Annotated in this window: 18 protein-coding genes; 7 read left to right on the top strand and 11 right to left on the bottom strand. The window is 68.9% G+C overall.

The genetic code is table 11. From position 1 onward, the window contains the following. Nucleotides 1–107 precede the first annotated feature (107 nt). The 4 genes from ACOQFL_RS21195 to ACOQFL_RS21180 form a co-directional block, all read right to left on the bottom strand. Nucleotides 108–1,640, bottom strand: coding sequence for a cytochrome ubiquinol oxidase subunit I (locus ACOQFL_RS21195; RefSeq protein WP_435545946.1), 1,533 nt, complete (start codon nt 1,638–1,640; stop codon nt 108–110). Nucleotides 1,641–2,230: 590 nt separating this feature from the next. Continuing rightward, nucleotides 2,231–2,932, bottom strand: a complete 702-nt coding sequence (locus ACOQFL_RS21190) for an IclR family transcriptional regulator (protein WP_435545945.1) — start codon at nt 2,930–2,932, stop codon at nt 2,231–2,233. Between the two features lie 4 nt (nt 2,933–2,936). Continuing rightward, nucleotides 2,937–4,142, bottom strand: coding sequence for a fumarylacetoacetate hydrolase family protein (locus ACOQFL_RS21185; protein WP_435545944.1), 1,206 nt, complete (start codon nt 4,140–4,142; stop codon nt 2,937–2,939). Further along, a complete protein-coding gene (locus ACOQFL_RS21180; RefSeq protein WP_435545943.1) occupies nt 4,139–5,002 on the bottom strand; it encodes a hypothetical protein in 864 nt (287 codons plus the stop codon). Before ACOQFL_RS21180 ends, ACOQFL_RS21185 begins: the two co-directional genes overlap by 4 nt. 172 nt (nt 5,003–5,174) lie before the next feature. Here ACOQFL_RS21180 and ACOQFL_RS21175 point away from each other — a divergent pair, with 172 nt between their 5' ends. The 5 genes from ACOQFL_RS21175 to ACOQFL_RS21155 all read left to right on the top strand — a co-directional run bounded on the left by ACOQFL_RS21175 (nt 5,175) and on the right by ACOQFL_RS21155 (nt 11,158). After that, entirely contained in the window at nt 5,175–6,353 is a 1,179-nt protein-coding gene (locus ACOQFL_RS21175; protein ID WP_435545980.1) for a homogentisate 1,2-dioxygenase, read from the top strand. A gap of 422 nt (nt 6,354–6,775) precedes the next feature. Beyond that, complete coding sequence (locus tag ACOQFL_RS21170) at nt 6,776–7,546, top strand: DUF2470 domain-containing protein (RefSeq protein ID WP_435545942.1); 771 nt, start codon at nt 6,776–6,778, stop codon at nt 7,544–7,546. A 155-nt stretch (nt 7,547–7,701) separates the two neighbouring features. Then, nucleotides 7,702–8,529 (top strand): CPBP family intramembrane glutamic endopeptidase, encoded by an 828-nt coding sequence (locus tag ACOQFL_RS21165; protein WP_435545941.1) that lies wholly within the window; start codon nt 7,702–7,704, stop codon nt 8,527–8,529. Between the two features lie 129 nt (nt 8,530–8,658). Then, the gene (locus ACOQFL_RS21160) at nt 8,659–9,843 is read left to right on the top strand and encodes an arginine deiminase (RefSeq protein ID WP_435545979.1); all 1,185 of its coding nucleotides are present in this window, start codon (nt 8,659–8,661) and stop codon (nt 9,841–9,843) included. 160 nt (nt 9,844–10,003) lie between these two features. Beyond that, nucleotides 10,004–11,158, top strand: coding sequence for a GAF domain-containing sensor histidine kinase (locus ACOQFL_RS21155; RefSeq protein WP_435545940.1), 1,155 nt, complete (start codon nt 10,004–10,006; stop codon nt 11,156–11,158). 134 nt (nt 11,159–11,292) lie between these two features. Here the strand turns inward: ACOQFL_RS21155 and ACOQFL_RS21150 are convergent, their stop codons facing one another. The 3 genes from ACOQFL_RS21150 to ACOQFL_RS21140 form a co-directional block, all read right to left on the bottom strand. Next, on the bottom strand, nt 11,293–11,928 hold the full coding sequence (locus tag ACOQFL_RS21150) for a response regulator (RefSeq protein WP_435545978.1): 636 nt from the start codon (nt 11,926–11,928) through the stop codon (nt 11,293–11,295). 101 nt (nt 11,929–12,029) lie between these two features. Next, the gene (locus tag ACOQFL_RS21145) at nt 12,030–12,554 is read right to left on the bottom strand and encodes a DoxX family protein (protein ID WP_435545939.1); all 525 of its coding nucleotides are present in this window, start codon (nt 12,552–12,554) and stop codon (nt 12,030–12,032) included. A gap of 131 nt (nt 12,555–12,685) precedes the next feature. Further along, nucleotides 12,686–13,285: a macro domain-containing protein gene (locus tag ACOQFL_RS21140; RefSeq protein WP_435545938.1), complete on the bottom strand. Its 600-nt coding sequence runs from the start codon at nt 13,283–13,285 to the stop codon at nt 12,686–12,688. Nucleotides 13,286–13,432: 147 nt separating this feature from the next. Here ACOQFL_RS21140 and pheA point away from each other — a divergent pair, with 147 nt between their 5' ends. Next, on the top strand, nt 13,433–14,356 hold the full coding sequence (gene pheA / locus ACOQFL_RS21135; RefSeq protein WP_435545937.1) for a prephenate dehydratase: 924 nt from the start codon (nt 13,433–13,435) through the stop codon (nt 14,354–14,356). A gap of 74 nt (nt 14,357–14,430) precedes the next feature. On the opposite strand, the gene ACOQFL_RS21130 is transcribed toward pheA, so the two are convergent. Next, the gene (locus ACOQFL_RS21130) at nt 14,431–14,781 is read right to left on the bottom strand and encodes a metallopeptidase family protein (RefSeq protein ID WP_435545936.1); all 351 of its coding nucleotides are present in this window, start codon (nt 14,779–14,781) and stop codon (nt 14,431–14,433) included. Between the two features lie 5 nt (nt 14,782–14,786). After that, nucleotides 14,787–15,818: a septum formation family protein gene (locus ACOQFL_RS21125; RefSeq protein WP_435545935.1), complete on the bottom strand. Its 1,032-nt coding sequence runs from the start codon at nt 15,816–15,818 to the stop codon at nt 14,787–14,789. A gap of 145 nt (nt 15,819–15,963) precedes the next feature. Here ACOQFL_RS21125 and serS point away from each other — a divergent pair, with 145 nt between their 5' ends. Further along, nucleotides 15,964–17,223, top strand: a complete 1,260-nt coding sequence (serS, locus tag ACOQFL_RS21120) for a serine--tRNA ligase (protein WP_435545934.1) — start codon at nt 15,964–15,966, stop codon at nt 17,221–17,223. Between the two features lie 80 nt (nt 17,224–17,303). On the opposite strand, the gene ACOQFL_RS21115 is transcribed toward serS, so the two are convergent. Beyond that, the gene (locus ACOQFL_RS21115; RefSeq protein WP_435545933.1) at nt 17,304–17,948 is read right to left on the bottom strand and encodes an endonuclease; all 645 of its coding nucleotides are present in this window, start codon (nt 17,946–17,948) and stop codon (nt 17,304–17,306) included. Between the two features lie 121 nt (nt 17,949–18,069). Next, nucleotides 18,070–18,963, bottom strand: coding sequence for an LLM class flavin-dependent oxidoreductase (locus ACOQFL_RS21110; protein ID WP_435545932.1), 894 nt, complete (start codon nt 18,961–18,963; stop codon nt 18,070–18,072). Nucleotides 18,964–18,981: the final 18 nt, after the last annotated feature.

The following is an 18,981-nucleotide window of genomic DNA, read 5'->3' as shown; positions in this document are numbered from 1 at the left end:
GGTGGTCGGGGCGGTGGGTCGTGCGCGGCCGATTCCGCGCGGGTTCGGCGGGTGGTCATCCGTGGCGACGGCGAGAGTGCAGGGCAAACCGGTCCTCCTGGTGGGCGTCAGTAGGCGAAGGAGAGGACGTCGTCCGAGCCAGAGTCGCTCGAGCCGGAGCCGCCCGAATCGGAGTCGTCGTCGGAGGACTTGTGCGGCATCACGGACTCGAAACCGCCGCGCGCGTAGCGCACCATCAGGAACACCTCCACCACGAGCAGCACGCCGTAGACGGAGGTCAGCGCGATCAGCGAGGTCATCATCTCCCCCGGTGACACCCCGGAGGAAACGGCCTGCGCCGTGTACATCCAGACACCGTCCACCCCCGAGGGGTTGGGGTTGGGAGCGACCACGAACGGCTGACGCCCCATCTCGGTGAAGATCCACCCGAACACGTTGGCCAGAAACGGCGTGGCGATGGACGCCAGCGCCAGCGGTCCCCACAGCCGCCCGCGCGGGAACCTCCCGCCTCTGGTGAACCAGAGCGCGCCCAGGGCTGCCAGTGCCGAGATCGCACCGAAGCCGATCATGAACCGGAAACCCCAGTAGGTGACCGGCAGGTTCGGCTGGTACTCGATCCGCTCGCCCGCGAGCTCTCCCAGCCTGGGATCGTCCGGGTAGTGCGTGCCGTACTTGTCCGCGTACTCGCCCTGCAGCTGTGGCACGCCCTTGACCTCGGTGCTGAAGTCGCCGTGGGCCAGGTAGGACAGCATGAACGGCACGGTGATGCTCTTGACGCTCTCGCAGTCGGGGCGGCTGACGTCGCCGTAGGCGAAGACCGAGAAGCTGGCGGGCTGTTCGGTGTGGCACAGCGCCTCCGCCGAGGCCATCTTGAGCGGTTGCTGCTCGAACATCAGCTTGCCCTGGATGTCGCCGGAGATCGCCAGCCCCACGAAGGAGAACAGCGCCACCCACGCGCCGACCCGCATCGACTTGTGCCAGACCCGGCGGTCCTCGTCGTGCGGCATGTCCTGCCGGTCGCGTTTCCAGACCTTCCACGCGGCGATGCCGAGCACGAACGTGCCCGCCACCGCGAAGCACCCGAAGATCGTGTGCGGGAAGGCCGCGAGCAGGGTGTTGTTGGTCAGCACGGCCCAGATCGAGCTGAGCCTGGGTTCGCCGTTGACCATCTCGACACCGACCGGGTGCTGCATCCACGAGTTGGCGGCCAGGATGAAGTAGGCCGAAGCCACGGTGGCCAGTGAGAACGCCCAGGCGCAGGCCAGGTGCACCCGCTTGGACAGCCGGTCCCACCCGAAGATCCACAGCCCGAGGAAGACCGATTCGACGAAGAAGGCGACGATGCCCTCCATGGCCAGCGGTGCCCCGAAGACGTCGCCGACGAACCTGGAGTACTCGCTCCAGGCCATGCCGAACTGGAATTCCTGCACGATGCCGGTCACCACGCCCATGGCGAAGTTGACCATCATGAGTTTGCCCCAGAATTTGGTCATCTTCAGGTACCGCTCGTTACCGGTGCGGTACCAGGCGGTCTGCATTCCCGCGACGAGGATCGCGAGTCCGATCGTCAACGGGACCATCAGGAAGTGATAAACCGTCGTGATCCCGAACTGCCACCTGGCGATGTCGAGAAGATCCACGCGTACCAGCCTGCCCCCCGAGCCGGTGGGGGTTGCAGGACAAATCGTCCTGTTCTTCGCCGGGCGAGGGTCCTGGTGGGGACCGGGACGTTGGTCCTGTCGAGGGAGGACCTATAGCCCGCTCCGGGGTGAATCGGAGCAAGATCAAGCGCGCGGTAAGAGCTTCACCCACGAATGAACGGAATTCTCACCCCGAAATCGGCCGTTGTAAACCGCCCGTCCGAAATTTCCACCGAAGGAGATGCTCCGAGTCGCGGCCCGGGCGGCCCGGGTGGGTGTCAATTTCCCACGAAATCGCCGCGCCGCCACGGCGGTGTGGCCCCGTGGCCGCCGATTTCTCGCGAAATCGCCGCGCCACTTCGACGTAGGCCGAGCTCCCGCCACTCCCGCAAGTCGAACTCCGACCACTCACGCAGGCCGTACTCCGACCACCCCGGGAGTCGGCACCGCCGCGGGTTCTCCCGTGCGGCTCTCGTGAGGACGCCGGAGACGTTGTGTAGGTGCCTACCCGATGTCGCCGGACCCGCAGCGAGAGCCGTGCGAGAGGTTCCGCCACGAAACCAGCTACGCAGACCGAGCCGACAATTCGACTACCCAAGAGCGTCGGAGACGGCGGAGCAGGTGCGCACGACCAGGGGGCCGACCTCGTCCGGCGAGAGCGGCTCCATGGCCACCACGCCCACGCTGGCGCGCAGGCCGGGCACGCCACGTACCGGGGCGGCCACCCCGTACGCCCCCGGCTGCAGCTCGCCCACGCTGGTCACCCACTTCGGCCCGTCCTCCGCGAGGTCCACGGCGCGGCCCGCCGCGCCGCGCTGCACGGAATGTCTGGTGCCCACGCGGTAGGAGACGTGGTAGCTGGTCCAGGACGGCTCGACCACGGCTATGGCCTGGGCCTCGTTGCCGTCGGCGACGGTGAGGTGAACCGTGGCCCCCACCCGTTCCGCCAGGGCGCGCAGCGCGGGCAGGGCCGCGAACCGCAGCTGCGGCACCACCTTGCCCGCCAGCCAGAGCACGCCGAGGCCCAGCCGGACCTTGGACCCCTCCCGGCGCACCAGACCTCGACTCTGCAACGGGCCCAGCAGTCGATACACCGCCGCCCTGCTGACGCCGACGGTGGTGGCGAGATCACTGATGGTGGGGGCCTCGCTGTCGGCGTCGGCCACCGCCTGCAGCAGGTTGAGGCCGCGCTCCAGCGTCAGTGAACTCTCCTTCGTCGGGGTGGCGCCCGCGGGCTCCCGCTCGGGATCCGGAGTGGGATCCCCGGCGGATCGGGCCGAGCTCGTGCTCATCGGGTCACCTCCGAACCGCGGGCAGCACCGTGCCGGACACGTCCCCCAGCCCGACCGGACGACCGTGCTCACCGGGCGCCGTGGCGCTGATCGTCACGCGGTCGCCGTCCTGCAGGAAGGTGCGCTGCTCGCCGTCCTCCAGCGTAACGGGATCGGAACCACCCCAGCTGAGTTCGAGCAGACAACCCCGCTGATCGGGCTCCGGCCCCGAAACCGTACCGGAGGCGAACAGGTCACCCGCTCGCACCGTGCTGCCGTTGACGGTCAGGTGCGCCAACTGTTGCGCGGGCGACCAGTACATCTCCCCGAAGGGCGGCCGGGACAGCAGGGTGTCGTTGCACCGCACCTCCAGACGCAGATCCAGGCCCCACGGCCGCTGCTCGACCAGGTAGTCCAGCAGCTGGTGATCATAGCCGGTGGTGGGGACCCGGGCCTGTTCCAGCGCCGCCAGCGGGGTGATCCAGCCCGACACCGAGGTCGCGAACGACTTGGCCAGGAACGGCCCCAGCGGCTGGTACTCCCAGGACTGGATGTCGCGGGCGGACCAGTCGTTGACCAGCAGGGCGCCGAAGACGTGTTCGTCGAATTCCTCGGGGCTCACGCGCGAGGCCGGTTCGCCGCCGCAGACGAATCCCACCTCCGCCTCGAAGTCGAGCCTGCGGGTGGGGCCGAACACCGGGGTGGGGTCGCCGGAGACGCGGCGCTGCCCGTTGGGGCGGGCCACGTCCGTGCCGGAGACCACCACGGTGCCGGAGCGGCCGTGGTAGCCGACCGGCAGATGCGTCCAGTTCGGCAGCAACGGCTCCGCCTCGCGACGGAAGATCTTGCCGACGTTCTCGGCGTGGTGCCGCGAGGAGTAGAAGTCGGCGAAGTCGGCCACGGTGAACGGCATCAGCTGGGTGTGCCAGTCGGCGCGGATCAACTCGGCGCCCTTGGGGCGTGAGTCGGCTCCGACCAGCTCCAGCAGGCGTTCCCGCAGCTCGCGCCAGGCCGCCGGTCCCGCCGCGAGCAGCGGATCCAACGAGTCGCCGGCGACGAGCCCGCCCACCCGCGGGCCGAGCTCGTCGGCGACACCCCGCAGCGGGACGGCGTGTTTGCCCACCCGCACGGCCACCGTCGGACCCTTGGCGGTGCCCAACACGCCGTAAGGCAGTGTCTGCGGCCCGAACGGGCGGTCCGGCGCGAACTCTGGGTCCTCGATCCAGGTCACAACAGTTCCAACTCGACGAGATCGGACACGGGGTCGATGGGCGAAGTCGCTCCGTACGAGGAGAACACGCTCCGGACCGCCTTCGCCGCCTCGTCGGAGAGTGAGCACGCCTCCTCGGTCAGTGCCCGTTCGTCGGTGCTGGCCAGGGCCGCGCGCACGTCCTGGCCGGACAGGGCGCGTCCCACGGCCACCAGCAGGTTCAGGAAACCGTGGTGCGGGAAGCCGGTCTCCGAGTCGGTGCGGCGAACCGCGCGGGGCATTCCGGCGGTCACCTTGAACGGAACCTCCAGCGTGGTGGCGACGGCCAGGAACTCGGCCACGACGTCGACACTGGGGAAGGATTCGACGGTCTGGCCTCCCGACCGCAGTTTCGGCCAGCATCCGAACTCGGCGACACGACGGACCCCGTCGAGCCACCCGTCGCCGCGTCGCGGTTCGACGACGCGAACCACGTCCTCCGGGACGAACTCGGAGACGCGTTCCAACCACACGTCGTCGACCTCGGACGGTCCGGGCATCTCGACCATACGCAGCGAGAGCAGTTCGTGGCGCCCCTCGATGATCGACAGTGCCTTCGGCACCTCGCCGAGCCCGGTGTCGCAGACCAGCGACATGGGAAGTGGCTCGGACGGTTTGGCCTTGGCCAGTTCGGTGATCAGTTCCGGCAGACGGGAGACCTGGCAGAGGATCGGCCCCAGTAACCCCGCGTACTCGCCGTCCCGCGCACGCAGGTGTTCCTCAACCGCCTGAGCGACGGACGCGTTGGCGGGCGGGAAGAGCGAGGCATCGTCCACCAGACGTGCGAACAGGGGCGGAATACCGCGCGGACCGGGCGCGTGGAGTTCAACAGCGCTTGACACGAGTGTCACGCTAATGCCGTGCCGGGCAGTGAACAAAAGTGTCCGTAAAACGAACGCTTTGCGGGATCGCTCGATTCGTCGTCGCTTCGGGGTGAACCGGCGACCGTTCGGCTATCAGCCCGGTGTTCTCGCAGCGCTCGGCTTCGCCACACTCGACCGACCGGAGGACGGTATGCCGTACTACCGCCAAGTGGGTGAGATTCCGCGCAAGAGGCACACGCGGTTCCGTCAACCCGACGGGAGCCTCTACGCCGAGGAACTGATGGGAATCGAGGGGTTCTCCTCGGAATCGGCCCTGCTGTATCACCGCGGCCTGCCCACCGCGGTCCTCGCGGCCGAAGCGGTTGCCGAACAGGGACGTGTCACCGAGCCCAACCTGCCGCTCCGGCCACGGCACTTCCGCACCGGGGAACTGACGTTCCCGGGCGGCGAGGCCGGTACCGACGCGGTCACCGGGCGCAGGCTGCTGTTCGGCAACAGCGACGTGTCGATCTGCTTCGCGGTGCCCGACACCACCAGCCCGCTCTACCGCAACGCGACCGGTGACGAGCTGTGCTACGTGCAGCACGGCTCGGCACGGTTCGAGACGATTTACGGAGCCCTGGAGGTCGCCGAGGGCGACTACGTCCTGCTGCCCGCCTCCACCACGTACCGGGTGGTGCCGCTGGGCGAACAACCACCCCGGTTGTACCTCGTGGAAGCCACCGGGCACATCGGCCCGCCCAAGCGCTATCTCAGCGCCAAGGGGCAGTTCCTGGAGAGCTCCCCCTACTGCGAACGGGACCTGCGCGGTCCCACGGAGCCGCTGCTGGTGGAGGGCGAGCACGTGGACGTGCTGGTCCGCCACCACGACGGCCTCACCCGGATGACGTATGAGCACCACCCGTTCGACGTGGTCGGCTGGGACGGTTGCCTGTATCCGTGGGTGTTCAACATCGCCGACTTCGAACCGATCACCGGACGCATCCACCAGCCGCCGCCGGTGCACCAGACCTTCGAGGGGCCGAATTTCGTGGTGTGCTCGTTCTGCCCCCGCAAGGTGGACTACCACCCGGACTCGATCCCGGTGCCGTACAACCACGCCAATGTGGACTCCGACGAGCTGATGTTCTACGTGGGAGGGAACTACGAGGCGCGGAAGGGCTCCGGAATCGGCATCGGCTCGCTGTCGCTGCACCCCTCCGGTTGCAGCCACGGACCACAGCCGGGGGCGGCGGAGGCCTCGCTGGGAGCGGAGCGGTTCGACGAGACGGCCGTCATGATCGACACCTTCCGGCCGCTGCGGTTGGGTGAGGCGGCCACCGCGTCGGAAGACCCCACCTACTACCGCAGCTGGGTGACCAACCGGTAGTTCTCGGAGCGGCAGGCCGGACGAGCTGGCCGCTTGGCGGAACCTCTCGTGGGCTCTCGCTCCGGCAGGCCCGACATCGGGTAGTTACTACACAACGTCGGGCCTTCCTCGCGAGAGCCCGCCGAGAGAACCCGCGGCGGTGCCGATCGCGAGGGTGGTGGGAGTTCGACTTGCGGGAGTGGTCGGGGTTCGGCCTGCTGGGGTGGCTAGGGCGACCTGCGGAAGTGGTGGGAGTTCGGCCTGCGTCGAAGGGGCGCGGCGATTTCTTGGGAAATTGACGCCGCTCCGGCCCCGGCCGGTAGCGCGGTCCCCCGCACGTGGTCCCGACACGCGGCGATCCCTGATCGGGGCACTTCCACAACGGCGCCGACTGGGTTAGGGTTACCTAATAAGTCCTGCTGTGCCGTCTCTGGAGGTGAGCGATGCCCGAGACCGCTCGCACGCCCGCGAAGCCCGGCGCTGCCGAGCGCGCCCGCACGATCGCCAAACGGGGCGGCAGAGCGGCGGTACAGCCTTCCGGCCTCGACGCCGAACGGGTTCAGCCGCTGCTGCACCACGTCCACCGGGACGGCACCGCCACGGTGCTGCTGTCGGACGGGCACCCCTTGGTCGGGGCGGTCTGGCAGGCTCCGCGCGGCGAATTCGGCGCCGTACTGGAAGTGGCCGACTCCGCCCCGGTACGGCTGCGTGAACCGGTACGCGGGCTGATCTGGCTGACCGGATGGCTGCGTCTCCCCGCCAACGGTGAACGGCACGAACGGGTACTGCAGATTGCCGAGGAACGCCCGGATCCGCGACTACTGGACGTCGGGCACGGCGCGACGGCACTGCGTCTGGAGTCCGTCTCGCTGGTACTCGCCGATTCCGAGGAGACCCGCTCGATCGACTCCGCGGATTTCGCCGCCTCGCGGCCGGATCCGTTCTGTCTCTACGAGGACGGCTGGCTGCGACACCTGGAACTCTCCCACCGTGACGTGGTCGGGCTGCTCACCCGCTACCTGCCGGAGCGGCTGCGGGGCGGGCACGTGCGCCCGCTGGGGCTGGACCGCTACGGAGTGCGGCTCCGGGTGGAATCGACCGATGGGGACCACGACGTTCGGCTCGGCTTCTCCCGCGCCGTGGAGGACTCCGAGCAGCTCGGTGCCGAACTACGGCGGTTGATGGGATGTCCCTTCCTGGCGGAACCGCGGTGACCCCCCAGCGATGACCCCACAGGGGTGCCCACACGGCATCGGTCGTGCCGCCCTGATCGCGCGGTCGTTTCGCCTTCCGCCGTGCGTAACGGACCCGCCGTGCGTAACGGATACGGCCACACGACCGGAAAACACCGGTCAGTAGGGTTCCCGGGGTGAGCACCAGTCACGGTCCCACCTCGCCGCGTTCCTGGTTACTGCCGAACCGACCCGACGAGCCGACCCGGATCACCGACCCGGGGCAGCGCAGGGCGATCGTCGTCGAACTGGTGATCGTCTTCGCGATCACGCTCGGCATGGCGGGATTGCAGAGCCTGCTGTCCCTGCTGGACGCGCTGCTGCGCCCCGAGTCACTGGACCAGCAGGCGGTTGCGATCAACACCTCCCAGGCGCGGCTGGGACTGTTGGACCTGCTGGAACAGCTGGCGAGTGTGCTGCGCCTGTTCGCCTGGGCCGCTCTCGGGGTCTACCTGCTGTGGCAGGGTGGCATCGCGCTGCGAAAAGTGGGTTTCGACAACAGCAGGCCGGGGCGGGACCTCGCGGGAGGTGTCGGGCTGGCCGCCCTGATCGGCATCCCCGGTCTGGGGCTTTACCTGGTGGCGCACTCGCTGGGGCTGAACCTGGCCGTGCAGCCCTCCACCCTGGACGAGGAGTGGTGGCGGGCTCCGGTGCTGGTGCTTTCGGCGTTGGGCAACGCCGCGGCCGAGGAAGTGCTGGTGGTCTGCTACCTGCTCACCCGGCTGCGGCAGCTGGGTGCCACCGAGAACCGCGCACTGTGGATCTCGGCGGTGCTGCGCGGCTCCTACCACCTTTACCAGGGATTCGGCGGTTTCGTGGGCAACGTGGTCATGGGGCTGGTCTACGGCCGGGTGTGGCAGCGAACCAACCGGATCCACGCGCTGATCATCGGACACGCCTTAATCGACGTCGTCGCCTTCGTCGGCTATGCCCTGTTGCGTGACCAGGTGGGTTGGCTGCCCTGATCACACACCCTCGGCACAACGAATCGTTACCGTAATGCCGAAATCGGTTAACGATCCGTCGAATTTCGCGTCGGATGCGGCTATTCTCGCTCGATACGGCTAGGCTGCGGGACCGTGACAACCCCACACGTGACGAGCGAAGTCGGCCCGCTGCGCACCGTGCTGCTGCACCGCCCCGGCGGTGAGCTCAAGCGGCTCACTCCGCGCAACAACGACCAACTGCTGTTCGACGCGATTCCCTGGGTGGACCGTGCCGAGCAGGAACACGACGCGTTCGCGGCGGTGCTGCGCGAGCAGGGCGTCGAGGTGCTGCTGCTCGACGAACTGCTGTCCGAGGCGCTGCGCGACCCGAGGGCCCGCACCGCGGCGCTGCACAGCGGCGTGGACGAACGCAGGCTGGGCGCCGAGGTGGCGGACACACTGTGCTCCTACCTGTCCAGCATGGACGAGAAGACGCTCACCGGCGTTCTGGTGGCGGGAATGACTTTCGAGGAGCTTCCCGCCGCCGAGGGGCAGTCGCTGGTGCGCCGGATGCACCAGCCGCACGACTTCGCCATCGACCCGCTGCCGAACCTGCTGTTCACCAGGGATTCCTCGGTGTGGATCGACGACAGGGTGGCGGTGACCTCGCTGGCGATGCCCGCGCGGATCCGCGAGTCCGCGCTGACCGACCTGGTCTACGCCTACCACCCCAGGTTCGCGCAGTCCGCCCGTGCCTACGGCGCGCACTCCGCCCCGGTCGAGGGCGGGGACGTGCTGCTGCTGGCGCCGGGCGTGGTGGCCGTGGGGGTCGGCGAGCGCACCACTCCCGCCGGTGCGGAGTCGCTGGCCCGCTCGCTGTTCGCCGACGGCCTCGCGCACACCGTGCTCGCGGTGCCGATCACGCAGACCCGGGCCTCGATGCACCTGGACACGGTGTGCACGATGGTCGATCACGACGCGGTGCTGATGTATCCCGCGATCCGTGATCACCTCACCGCCTACGTACTGCGCCCCGCAGGGGAGGGCATCAAGGTGGCCGGCCCCGAGCCGTTTCTCCGGGCGGCCGCCGAAGCGATGGAACTGGACCGGCTGCGGGTGCTCGACACCGGGCTCGATCCGGTCACCGCCGAGCGCGAGCAGTGGGAGGACGGCAACAACACGCTGGCGGTCTCCCCGGGAACGGTGGTGGCCTACGAACGCAACGTGGAGACCAACGCACGGTTGGAGGAGGCGGGCATCGAGGTGCTGCGCATCAGCGGTTCCGAACTCGGCTCCGGACGCGGCGGTCCCCGCTGCATGTCCTCCCCGATCGTGCGGGAGCCGCTGTACTGACCGAAGTTCTCCGGGCGGCTCCTCGGGGGGGCTCGCTCGGCGGGACCTTCCGGCGTGCGGCGATTTCCGCGCGAAACGGAGGCCCCGCGGGATTTCGGGTGTGAGGTTGCTCCTGCGGTGAGCGCACGAAGCGCCGAATGGCTATAACGTCGTGGGTGACATGGATTCGACGCTGGCCAGGCGAATGCTCGCCGCTTCCACCGAGATCACCAAGGCCGCCCTCGCGGAGGAGGATCCGGGGGCGGTGCTTCCGCTCGTGGTGCGGCGCGCCGCCGCCCTGGCCGAGGCCGACCTCGGGCTCGTGATGGTCCGCGACGAGCGGGACAACCTCACGGTGGAGGCGTCCTACGTCGGTCCGCACGCCCCCGAGCCGTTGACCGACCCGGTGGGGTCGGTGCTCTCACCGCACTCCGCCGCCTCCCAGGTGGCACACGGCGGGATGCCGGTGGTGGTCGACGACCTCATCGACGACCCGATGACGGCTCCCTACGTCCCGTGGGCGCTGCGGGTGTACGGCCCCTTCGCCGTGGCCCCGTTCGGCACGCACGAACGGAGGTTGGGCGCGCTGGCGGTGTACCGCAGGCGTGGTGCGGCCCCCTTCACCAGGGTGACGGTGGATCTGTTGACCTCGTTGGCCGCGCAGGCCGGGTTGGCGCTGGTACTGGCGGAGGGCTCCACCGCCCGGCAGCGCGTCGCCGTCTACCAGGAGCGCGAGCGGATCGCGCGCGACCTGCACGACGTGATCGTGCAACGGCTCTACGCGGCCGGGGTGCAGCTCAACGTGCTCGACCGCAGAATCGCCGCCGATCTGGATCCCTCGGACGCGAAGCGGCTGACCGAGATCACCGATCAGATCGATCAGACCATAGCCGAGGTGCGCGCCACCGTGCGCACACTGACCTCCTCCGATCCCGAGCAGCCGACCCGGGCGCCGGACCTGGCGGAGTCACTGCGCGGCGAGGTGCGCATCGCGGGGGAGCTGCTCGGTGAACCGCCCGAGCTGGAGCTGTCCGGCAACCTCGACGATGTACCGGTGACGGTGGCCGATCACGTACGCGCCGCGTTGCGCGAGGCGCTTTCCAACGTGGTGCGCCACTCCGGCGCCCGGAACGTGCTGGTCCGGGTGAGGCGTACCCACGACGGGCTGCTGTTGCAGGTCACCGACGACGGCTGCGGTATTCCGCGGGACGTGACCAAGCGGGGACTGCGCAACATGGAGGAGCGCGCCACGGCCGCCGGAGGTAGCTGCACCATCGATTCCTCCCCGGACAGCGGCAGCACCGTCACCTGGCGGGTGCCACTCACCGCGACCTGAGCCCGGCAGGGTCGGTCCCCGCTTCCCGAGCATGTCCCGCGGCTCCGAACGGGTTCCGCGGCTCGACCGAGCCCGCGGTCGCCGATACCAGCCCCGAGCGCCGTGGGCGGCCGAGTGGCCCCTTCGGCGGCCGATCAGCCCTGTCTGCGGGCGTACCAGGCAGCCGCCTGGGTGCGTCGTGCCATTCCCAGCTTGGCCAGCACCGATGTCACGTAGTTCTTCACCGTTTTCTCGGCGAGGAACAGCCGTTTGGCGATCTCGCGGTTGCTCATTCCCTCGCCGATCAGCTCCAGCACCCGCTGTTCCTGTTCCGTCAGCGTGTCCAACTCGTCCGGCGGTTTCTCGCTGTCCTCACGCATCCGGTCCAGTACGCGGCGCGTGGTCACCGGATCCAGCAGGGAGCGCCCCGCGGCGACCTCGCGGACCGCGTTGACGAGATCCTGACCCCGCACCTGTTTCAGCAGATAGCCGGAGGCACCGGCGTTGATCGCCCCTACCAGGGCCTGTTCGTCGTCGAACGCCGTCAGCACCAGGCAGTGCGGCGGTTCGGGTAACTCGCGCAGTCCGCGGCACAGCAGCAGCCCGTCACCATCCGGCAGGCGCATGTCGACGACCGCCACGTCCGGCTGATCCGCGCGTGCCCGGACGAGTCCCTCGTCCACATTGCTCGCCTCACCGACGACGCTGACGTCCGGCTCGGTGTCCAGTAGATCGCGCAGCCCCCTGCGCACGACTTCGTGGTCGTCGACGAGCAGCACGCGTACCTGCACGGTCTCCACGCTACTGGCGTGCTCCGCCGGGTGGTCGAGCAGGGTGTCCGCTGGTCGTTCCGGTGAGGCGGAAGCGTTCCGCCCCGTGAACTCGGCGGTTCCTAGTGCCGGAGCTTTCCGCTCCCGCATTTCTTACCGCCCTTGCCGGGGACGGCCTGCTGCGTCTGCTCGACGGCCCGGTGCGCGCCCTGGCGGGCCCGATAGCCCACCGAGGGTTTGCCCTTCGTGTCCACCGCCGTGGTCAGCAGCCCGCCGAGCAGACCGAGATTCTTCAGGAAGTGGATCTGCTGTGCGGCGCGCTGTTCCGGATCCTCGATCTCCCAGAAGGCGTGCGCCGCGAGTGTCGTCGGCACCAGGCTGCCGCTGAGCAGCACCGCCGCCAGCCGTGGGGCCTTGCCGAGCCCCAGCAGCACACCCGCCCCGATCTTCACCGCGCCGTCGATCCTGACCAGGGTTCGGGGGTGCGTGGGTACCTGCTGGGGCAGGCTGTCCTTGACCGGAGCGGTGGCTCGTTCCACCAGCGGGGTGGCCGCCTTGGCGTGACCCTCGGTGTCGCGGAAGACTCCGATACCGCCCCAGACGAAGATCGAGGCCAACAGTGGACGCGCGAGCCTGCGGATGAGCATCGACGAAACCTCCCGAGGTACTACACCTAGCCAGCCTGCGACGTGGCCGACATTACGCTTTCGAGCTCCGTTCCGCTCGGGGCGGAGTCGCCGCTCGACGATGCCCGCGGGTGGCAGCGGCCGGTGTTCGGTCAGGCGGTGTCCACCCGGGTGAACACCTCGTCCCAGGCGGCTGCCGTCTGCTTGGCGCAGAGTTCCGGCGCGGCGCCCCCCACCCCGGTTCCCAGCCCGGGCAGCGCTATGGAACGCACGACGCGGCGCACCGGTGTCCCGTTGTCCAACACCGCCCCGGACCACAGCCGGAGCATCGCCCTGGCCGCCAGGTAGGGATGCACGGTGTCACCCGGTAGTGTTTCGCCCGGTTCCCGCATCGTGGGAGCACTGATCAGCCAGGTGGGTACTCGGCAACCGGTGGGAACCAACAGCGCCTCACCGACCGGAAGCTCGCCCCCGTGGTAGGCGAGTACGGCACTGCGCACCTGTTGTTCCACATCGGGGAACGCGCTCGCGTAGGCGGCGTCTATCCCGCCCCGCATCCAGCCGTACGAGTTGGCCGGGCTGACCACGGCGTCGACGTGCGTGTCGAGTACCGAACCGTGGTGAACGCTGATGCCTTCCCGGCCGTAGGCGATGCTGTTCCATGCTGCGGCCAGCGGCTCGTCCAGTGCACACAGGACCAGCCGCAGCTCCGGTTCCGCCCCGTATCTCGAGCGCTCCGAATCCGCGGTCACGTGCACAGCATCGCAGCCGGAACGGGTTTCGCGTAATTGGGTAGGTCACACTCCGGGGGCATGATCTTTACCACTATCGTGTGAACTGGGGTTTCTTCGGTACGCCCGGGTGACGATTCCCGACGAAGTGCGGCATAGGCTGGCAGCGTGCCCCGAATCGCGTATCTGGGTCCGCAAGGCACGTTCACCGAACAGGCCGCGCGGGAGCTGACAGCGGACTTCGCCGCAGAGCTGATCGCCTACGACACCGTGCACTCGGCGTTGGAGGCGGTACGTGCCGGGGAGGTCGAAGCGGCCGGTGTGCCGATGGAGAACTCCGTCGAAGGGGCCGTGCCGTCGACCCTGGACGGGCTGGTGGCGGGTGATCCCGTAGTGGCCGTCGCCGAGCTGGTGCTGCCGATCCGGTTCGACGTGCTGGTGCGCCCGGGAACCACCGCCTCGGAGGTCACCTCGGTGGCGAGCCATCCACACGCACTGGCCCAGGTGCGCGATTGGCTGTCCCGGGAGCTGCCCCGGGTGCAGGACGTACCCACCGCTTCCACGGCCAGCGCCGCGGTGGAGGTGGAGAACGCCACCGCGGACGCGGCCGTGGTGGCTCCGGTCGCCCACCGATACCATTCCCGACTCACCCGGCTGGCGAGCGATATCGCCGATGTGGACGACGCGGTCACCAGGTTCCTGCTGGTCCGTAGCCCGGGGCACCTGCCCGAGCCGACCGGAGCCGACCGGACCTCGATCGCCGTGGTCGCACACGACGAAGTGGGAGCGCTCGGGGAGGTGCTGTCCGAGCTCTCGCTGCGCGGCATCAATCTGAGCCGGATCGAGTCCCGGCCCACCAAGGACCGTCTCGGCGCCTACCGGTTCTTCCTCGACTTCGACGGCCACGTGGCCGACACCAGAATCGGCGATGCGTTGACCGGGTTGCACCGGCGCTGTTCCGAGGTGCGCTTCCTGGGCTCGTTCCCCAAGGCGGACAACAAGCCCGTCAGCGTGCGGGCGTCCGACTCCGAACAGGCTTTTCGTCGCTCGATGCGGTGGCTGAGCGAGGTGCGCAGGGGCAGAACCGCCTGAGACCCGGCCCGTCGCCGCTCCGGTCCCGTTGGTCGCGCTCCGGTTGGCGCCGACCCGCTCCCTCCGGCCCGCTGCTACCCCCAGCCGAGTGCGTGCAGCTTCTCCTCGTCCAGCCCGAAGTGGTGCGCCAGTTCGTGCACCACGGTCACGGCGACCTCGTCGACGACGTGCTGCTCACTGGAACACATCTCCAGCAGTGGTTCCCGGTAGATCGTGATCCTGTCCGGCAGCACCCCGCCGTAGCTGCTGTCGCGCTCCGTCAGCGCGATCCCCTCGTAGAGCCCGAGCAGCGACTCGTCGTCCGGGTTGCGGTCCTCAACCAGGATGACCACGTTGTTCAGCTCCCGCAGCAGCCGCTGCGGGACCCGGTCCAACGCGTCGCCCACCAGCTCCTCGAAACGCTGTGACGACATTTCCACCGGCATCTCGGTCACCTCTGGCCGTCGGCGGGAACTCCCGGTCGGGGTGTCTTCTCGGGTGCGGGCTGGTCACTGATGGAGATCTCGCCGGTGACACTGCCGGTCACCGGGGCGAATCCGCCGTCGTCGAGTGTGGCCGCCACCTTGCAGTTGACCTTGCGCGATCCGGCCTGCCAGCTCTCCTTCGAGATGTTGTCCCAGTAAAGCGACAATCCCTTGTCCTCGGCCACGTTCTTGCCGCCCGCGTAGTTGGTCAGCTGTTTCTGGCAGGTCGTGAGCAGGAACTTGTCCTGTTTCTCGGTGGCGGGATGGCCGCCCTCGAACTTCTGGCTCAGATCGGCGACTCCGGTCATCTCCACCGAGTGCGGTTTCGCGCACTCGACGGGCGAGGAGACCGAGGTGCCGCTGATTCCCAGGCAGGTGCCCACGTCGTAGATGTCGGACTGGTCGAGGGAGTCGACCTTACCGGTGAAGCGGTACAACTGCCCGGCCGGACCCGGCTGCTGCAGCGCGCAGTGCAGCGTGCGGTCGCCGTTGTTCCAGCTCTGCTCGCTCGGCAGGAAGGCGCTGACCTCGAACCGACCGTTCGGGTCGAAGCCGTTCCGCAGATACTGCCGCGCCACGTCGGTACAACGCTTCGTCTTGATCTCGTTGAACACCTCGGTGCTGGGGAACGCGGCGTCGGGGCCGAACCGGGCCCACACCTCGGTGGTTCCGGTCATCTCGAACAGGTGTGGTTCGGAGCAGGGGACCTTGTCGATGTCGCTGGCATCCGCCTGGGTCCAGTTCAGGCAGGTCCCGGCCGGTGCCTCGAAGTCGGGGGGAGGAGCCGTGGTGGTCGGCTGTTGCGCCAGTCCGGGCGGCGGGTTCTCGGCGGAGGGCCAGTTCAGCAGCGCCGCCACCGTGAACACCAGCAGGGCGCCGATAACGGCCATGATCATCACCAGTCGTGCGTTCGCGGCTCCCTGCCGGCTCTGGCCGCCGCGGGAGGAATTCGTATTGCCGGAGTTCTGCTCCGACGGTGATTCGGGGGGCTCGGCCATCACTCCTCCATACTGCCTAACCCGACATCGGAACGCGCACAGCACGGTGTGTTTCGCTCCGGAGGGAGGCGCTGGCCATGCCGGTGGGCACGCGGGGCCACCCAGGCTGGGGGACACCGGCCGCGACAAGCTAGGCTGACCTGCCGTGATCGACCTGAAGACGCTGCGCGAGGATCCCGACGCCGTGCGCGCTTCGCAGCGCGCCCGCGGGGAGGACTCCGCTCTGGTGGATGCACTGCTCGCCGCCGATGAGCGGCGCAGGTCAGCGGTGGCCGGCGCCGACGAGCTGCGTGCCGAGCAGAAGCGGATGGGTAAGGAAGTCGGCAAGGCGTCGGGCGAGCAACGCGACAGGCTGCTCGCCGAGGCCAAGGAGCTCGCCAACAGGGTCAAGGAGGCCGAGGCCGAGCAGACCGCCGCCGATGCCGAACTGGAACGGGCGCAGCGGGCCGTTTCCAACATCATCGAACCCGAGACCCCGCACGGAGGCGAGCAGGACTACGTCGTGCTCAAGCACGTCGGCACGCCGCCCGAGTTCGACTTCGATATCGCCGATCACCTCGAACTGGGGACCTCGCTGGGCGCGCTGGACATGGAGCGCGGGGCCAAGGTCTCCGGGGCGCGGTTCTACTTCCTCACCGGGGTGGGGGCGCAGCTCGAACTGGGGCTGCTCAACATGGCCGCGGCCAGTGCGAGCGCGGCCGGTTTCACACTGACGGTGCCGCCGGTGCTGGTTCGCCCCGAGGTCATGGAGGGAACCGGTTTCCTGGGGGCGCACTCCGACGAGGTCTACCGGCTGGAGCAGGACGACCTGTACCTGGTGGGTACCTCCGAGGTGCCGCTGGCCGGGTACCACCAGGGCGAGATCCTCGACTTCACCGCGGGCCCGCGTCGCTACGCCGGCTGGTCCACCTGCTTCCGCAGGGAAGCGGGCTCCTACGGGAAGGACACCCGCGGCATCATCCGGGTGCACCAGTTCAACAAGCTGGAGATGTTCTCCTACTGCCCGCCGGAGCAGGCCCGCGAGGAGCACGAGCGGCTGCTCGCGCTGGAGGAGGAGATGCTGGGCAAACTCGAACTCTCCTACCGGGTGATCGACACCGCCGCGGGCGACCTCGGTGACAGCGCCGCCCGCAAGTTCGACTGCGAGGCGTGGATCCCCAGCCAAGGGGACTACCGCGAGCTCACTTCCACCTCCAACTGCACCACGTTCCAGGCACGGCGCCTGAACGTCCGCTATCGCGACGCGGACGGGGCGAACCGGATCGCCGCCACGCTCAACGGGACGCTGGCCACCACCCGCTGGATCGTGGCCATCCTGGAGAACCACCAGCGATCCGACGGCTCGGTCCGGGTTCCGGAGGGACTACGGCCGTTCATGGGCGGCATCGAGGTCCTGAACCCGTAACCGCCCCCCGGTTTCGGGCCTCCCGCTGGAAGCGGGCGGGAGGTTCCGCCGGGAGCCGGGGCGAGCCGAGCGGCCCGTGCTCACCCGGTGGCGGAGGGTTGCGCGACTTTCTCCGCCGTCCCCTTCTCCAGCGTCACGCGTACGCAGGCCGCGGCCAGCCGGGCCAGTTCCTCGTCTTCGACGAGCTCGGCGAGTTCCGCGGGCCTTCCCGGCAGGCCGACCCGCTGTGCGCCGGTCAGGGCCTTCTTGTCGAAGTAGGGACGCAGTTCCGGCCACACCGCCTGTGCCTCGCGGCAGAAGATGTCGGCCCCCACCGGCCCCAGCTTCGGAATCCCGCGCAGCGCGGAACGCAGTTTCGCCGGGTCACCGTCGGCCTCGGTGCGCATGCCGCGTGGATCGCCCCCGTACTCGTCCCGAAGGAGTTCCGCCCCCTGACCGAGGGCGGTGGCGGTGCTCTCGTCGTAACGGACGTAGTGACCGCGCCCCAGCGCGTCCACCCGTTGCTGCCAGGTGGCGCGCAGCATCCGCTCCGGCGTGTCGAACTCGGCGAGCTCGCGGCCGGCGGCCACCGCGATCTCGGCCTTGATCCGGGTGGACAGCAGCACCGACAACACCAACAGTCGGTACAGCGGCTCCGGCCGGTTCCGCAGTGTGATGTCCGCCTGCGCGGCGTAGGTCGTGCCCGCCACGTCCAGCAGGCGGCGGGCCGTGGTTCGTGTAGTCATGAGCCGGGATCTCCCGACGGCGAGATTGTCGATTCCGAGCGTTCCTCCCGTCGGATACCCGACACGACCCTTGGGTATCCGCGTTGCTCACCACGGTTTCGGCGGTGGTTCCGGCAGTGGGTCAGTGCTCCTTCAGGCCGGGCAGCACCTCCGATGCGATCTCCTCCAGCACCGCTTCCCGCCCCGCGAACGGTGCCTCCGTCCGGGGCCAGTGCACGATCACGTCGGTGAATCCCAGTTCGCTCGCTCTGCCCAGCACGTCCCTGAAACGCTCGACGCTGCTGAGCGAGTAGACCTCGCCCGCGTCGGCGTTCAGGTAGCGCGGCACCCTTCCCGGCACGCGCCCCCGCTCCCGCAGCACTTCCTCGAAACGTTCCGTGTTGTCCCGCAGCGAACGCCACCACGCCTCTTCGTCGGTCACTTCGGTGCCCGAGCCACGGCCGTTCGTCACCCAACCGTTGCCGAACCGCGCGGCGAGACGCATCGCACGGGTGCCCTCGGCGGCCACCACGAACGGGACACGCGGCGTCTGGACACAGCCGGGGGAGCGGCGCGCCTCGACCGCCGAGTAGTACTTGCCGTCGGAACTGACGTTGTCGTTCGTGAGTATCGAGTCCAGCAGCTCGGTGAACTCCCCGAAACGCTCGACCCGATCGGAGGTGGACAAGGGCTCGGTCCCGAACACCCGCTCGTCGAAACCGCTGCTTCCCGAGCCGAGACCGAGGAGGAAACGCCCGTCGCTGACATCGTCCAGCGCGGTCACCTCACGGGCGAAATGCACCGGGTGCCGGAAATTGGGGGAACTCACCAGCGTGCCCAGCTTGATCCGGGAAGTCACGGTGGCCGCCGCCGTGAGGGTGGGGACCGCGTCGAACCACGGTTTGTCCACCAACGATCTCCAGCCCACGTGGTCGTAGGTCCAGGCGTGGTCGAAGCCGTACTCCTCCGCCATACGCCAGAGCGGCTCCGCGGCCCACCAGCGGTGTTCGGGCAGAATCACTATCCCAACGCGCACACTCGTGACCGTATACGT

The organism is Actinopolyspora sabaoui, assembly GCF_051225635.1.
Taxonomy (GTDB): domain Bacteria; phylum Actinomycetota; class Actinomycetes; order Mycobacteriales; family Pseudonocardiaceae; genus Actinopolyspora.
Note: the sequence above shows the minus strand (reverse complement) of the source record. Positions and strands in the feature narration are given on the sequence as shown.

Coding starts and splice junctions, on each gene's coding strand:
- ACOQFL_RS21115 (WP_435545933.1), bottom strand. CDS start 17,948: ATGACTACACGAACCACGGCCCGCCGCCTGCTGGACGTGGCGGGCACG.
- ACOQFL_RS21170 (WP_435545942.1), top strand. CDS start 6,776: ATGCCCGAGACCGCTCGCACGCCCGCGAAGCCCGGCGCTGCCGAGCGC.
- ACOQFL_RS21155 (WP_435545940.1), top strand. CDS start 10,004: ATGGATTCGACGCTGGCCAGGCGAATGCTCGCCGCTTCCACCGAGATC.
- ACOQFL_RS21145 (WP_435545939.1), bottom strand. CDS start 12,554: ATGCTCATCCGCAGGCTCGCGCGTCCACTGTTGGCCTCGATCTTCGTC.
- ACOQFL_RS21190 (WP_435545945.1), bottom strand. CDS start 2,932: ATGAGCACGAGCTCGGCCCGATCCGCCGGGGATCCCACTCCGGATCCC.
- ACOQFL_RS21175 (WP_435545980.1), top strand. CDS start 5,175: ATGCCGTACTACCGCCAAGTGGGTGAGATTCCGCGCAAGAGGCACACG.
- ACOQFL_RS21130 (WP_435545936.1), bottom strand. CDS start 14,781: ATGCCGGTGGAAATGTCGTCACAGCGTTTCGAGGAGCTGGTGGGCGAC.
- ACOQFL_RS21125 (WP_435545935.1), bottom strand. CDS start 15,818: ATGGCCGAGCCCCCCGAATCACCGTCGGAGCAGAACTCCGGCAATACG.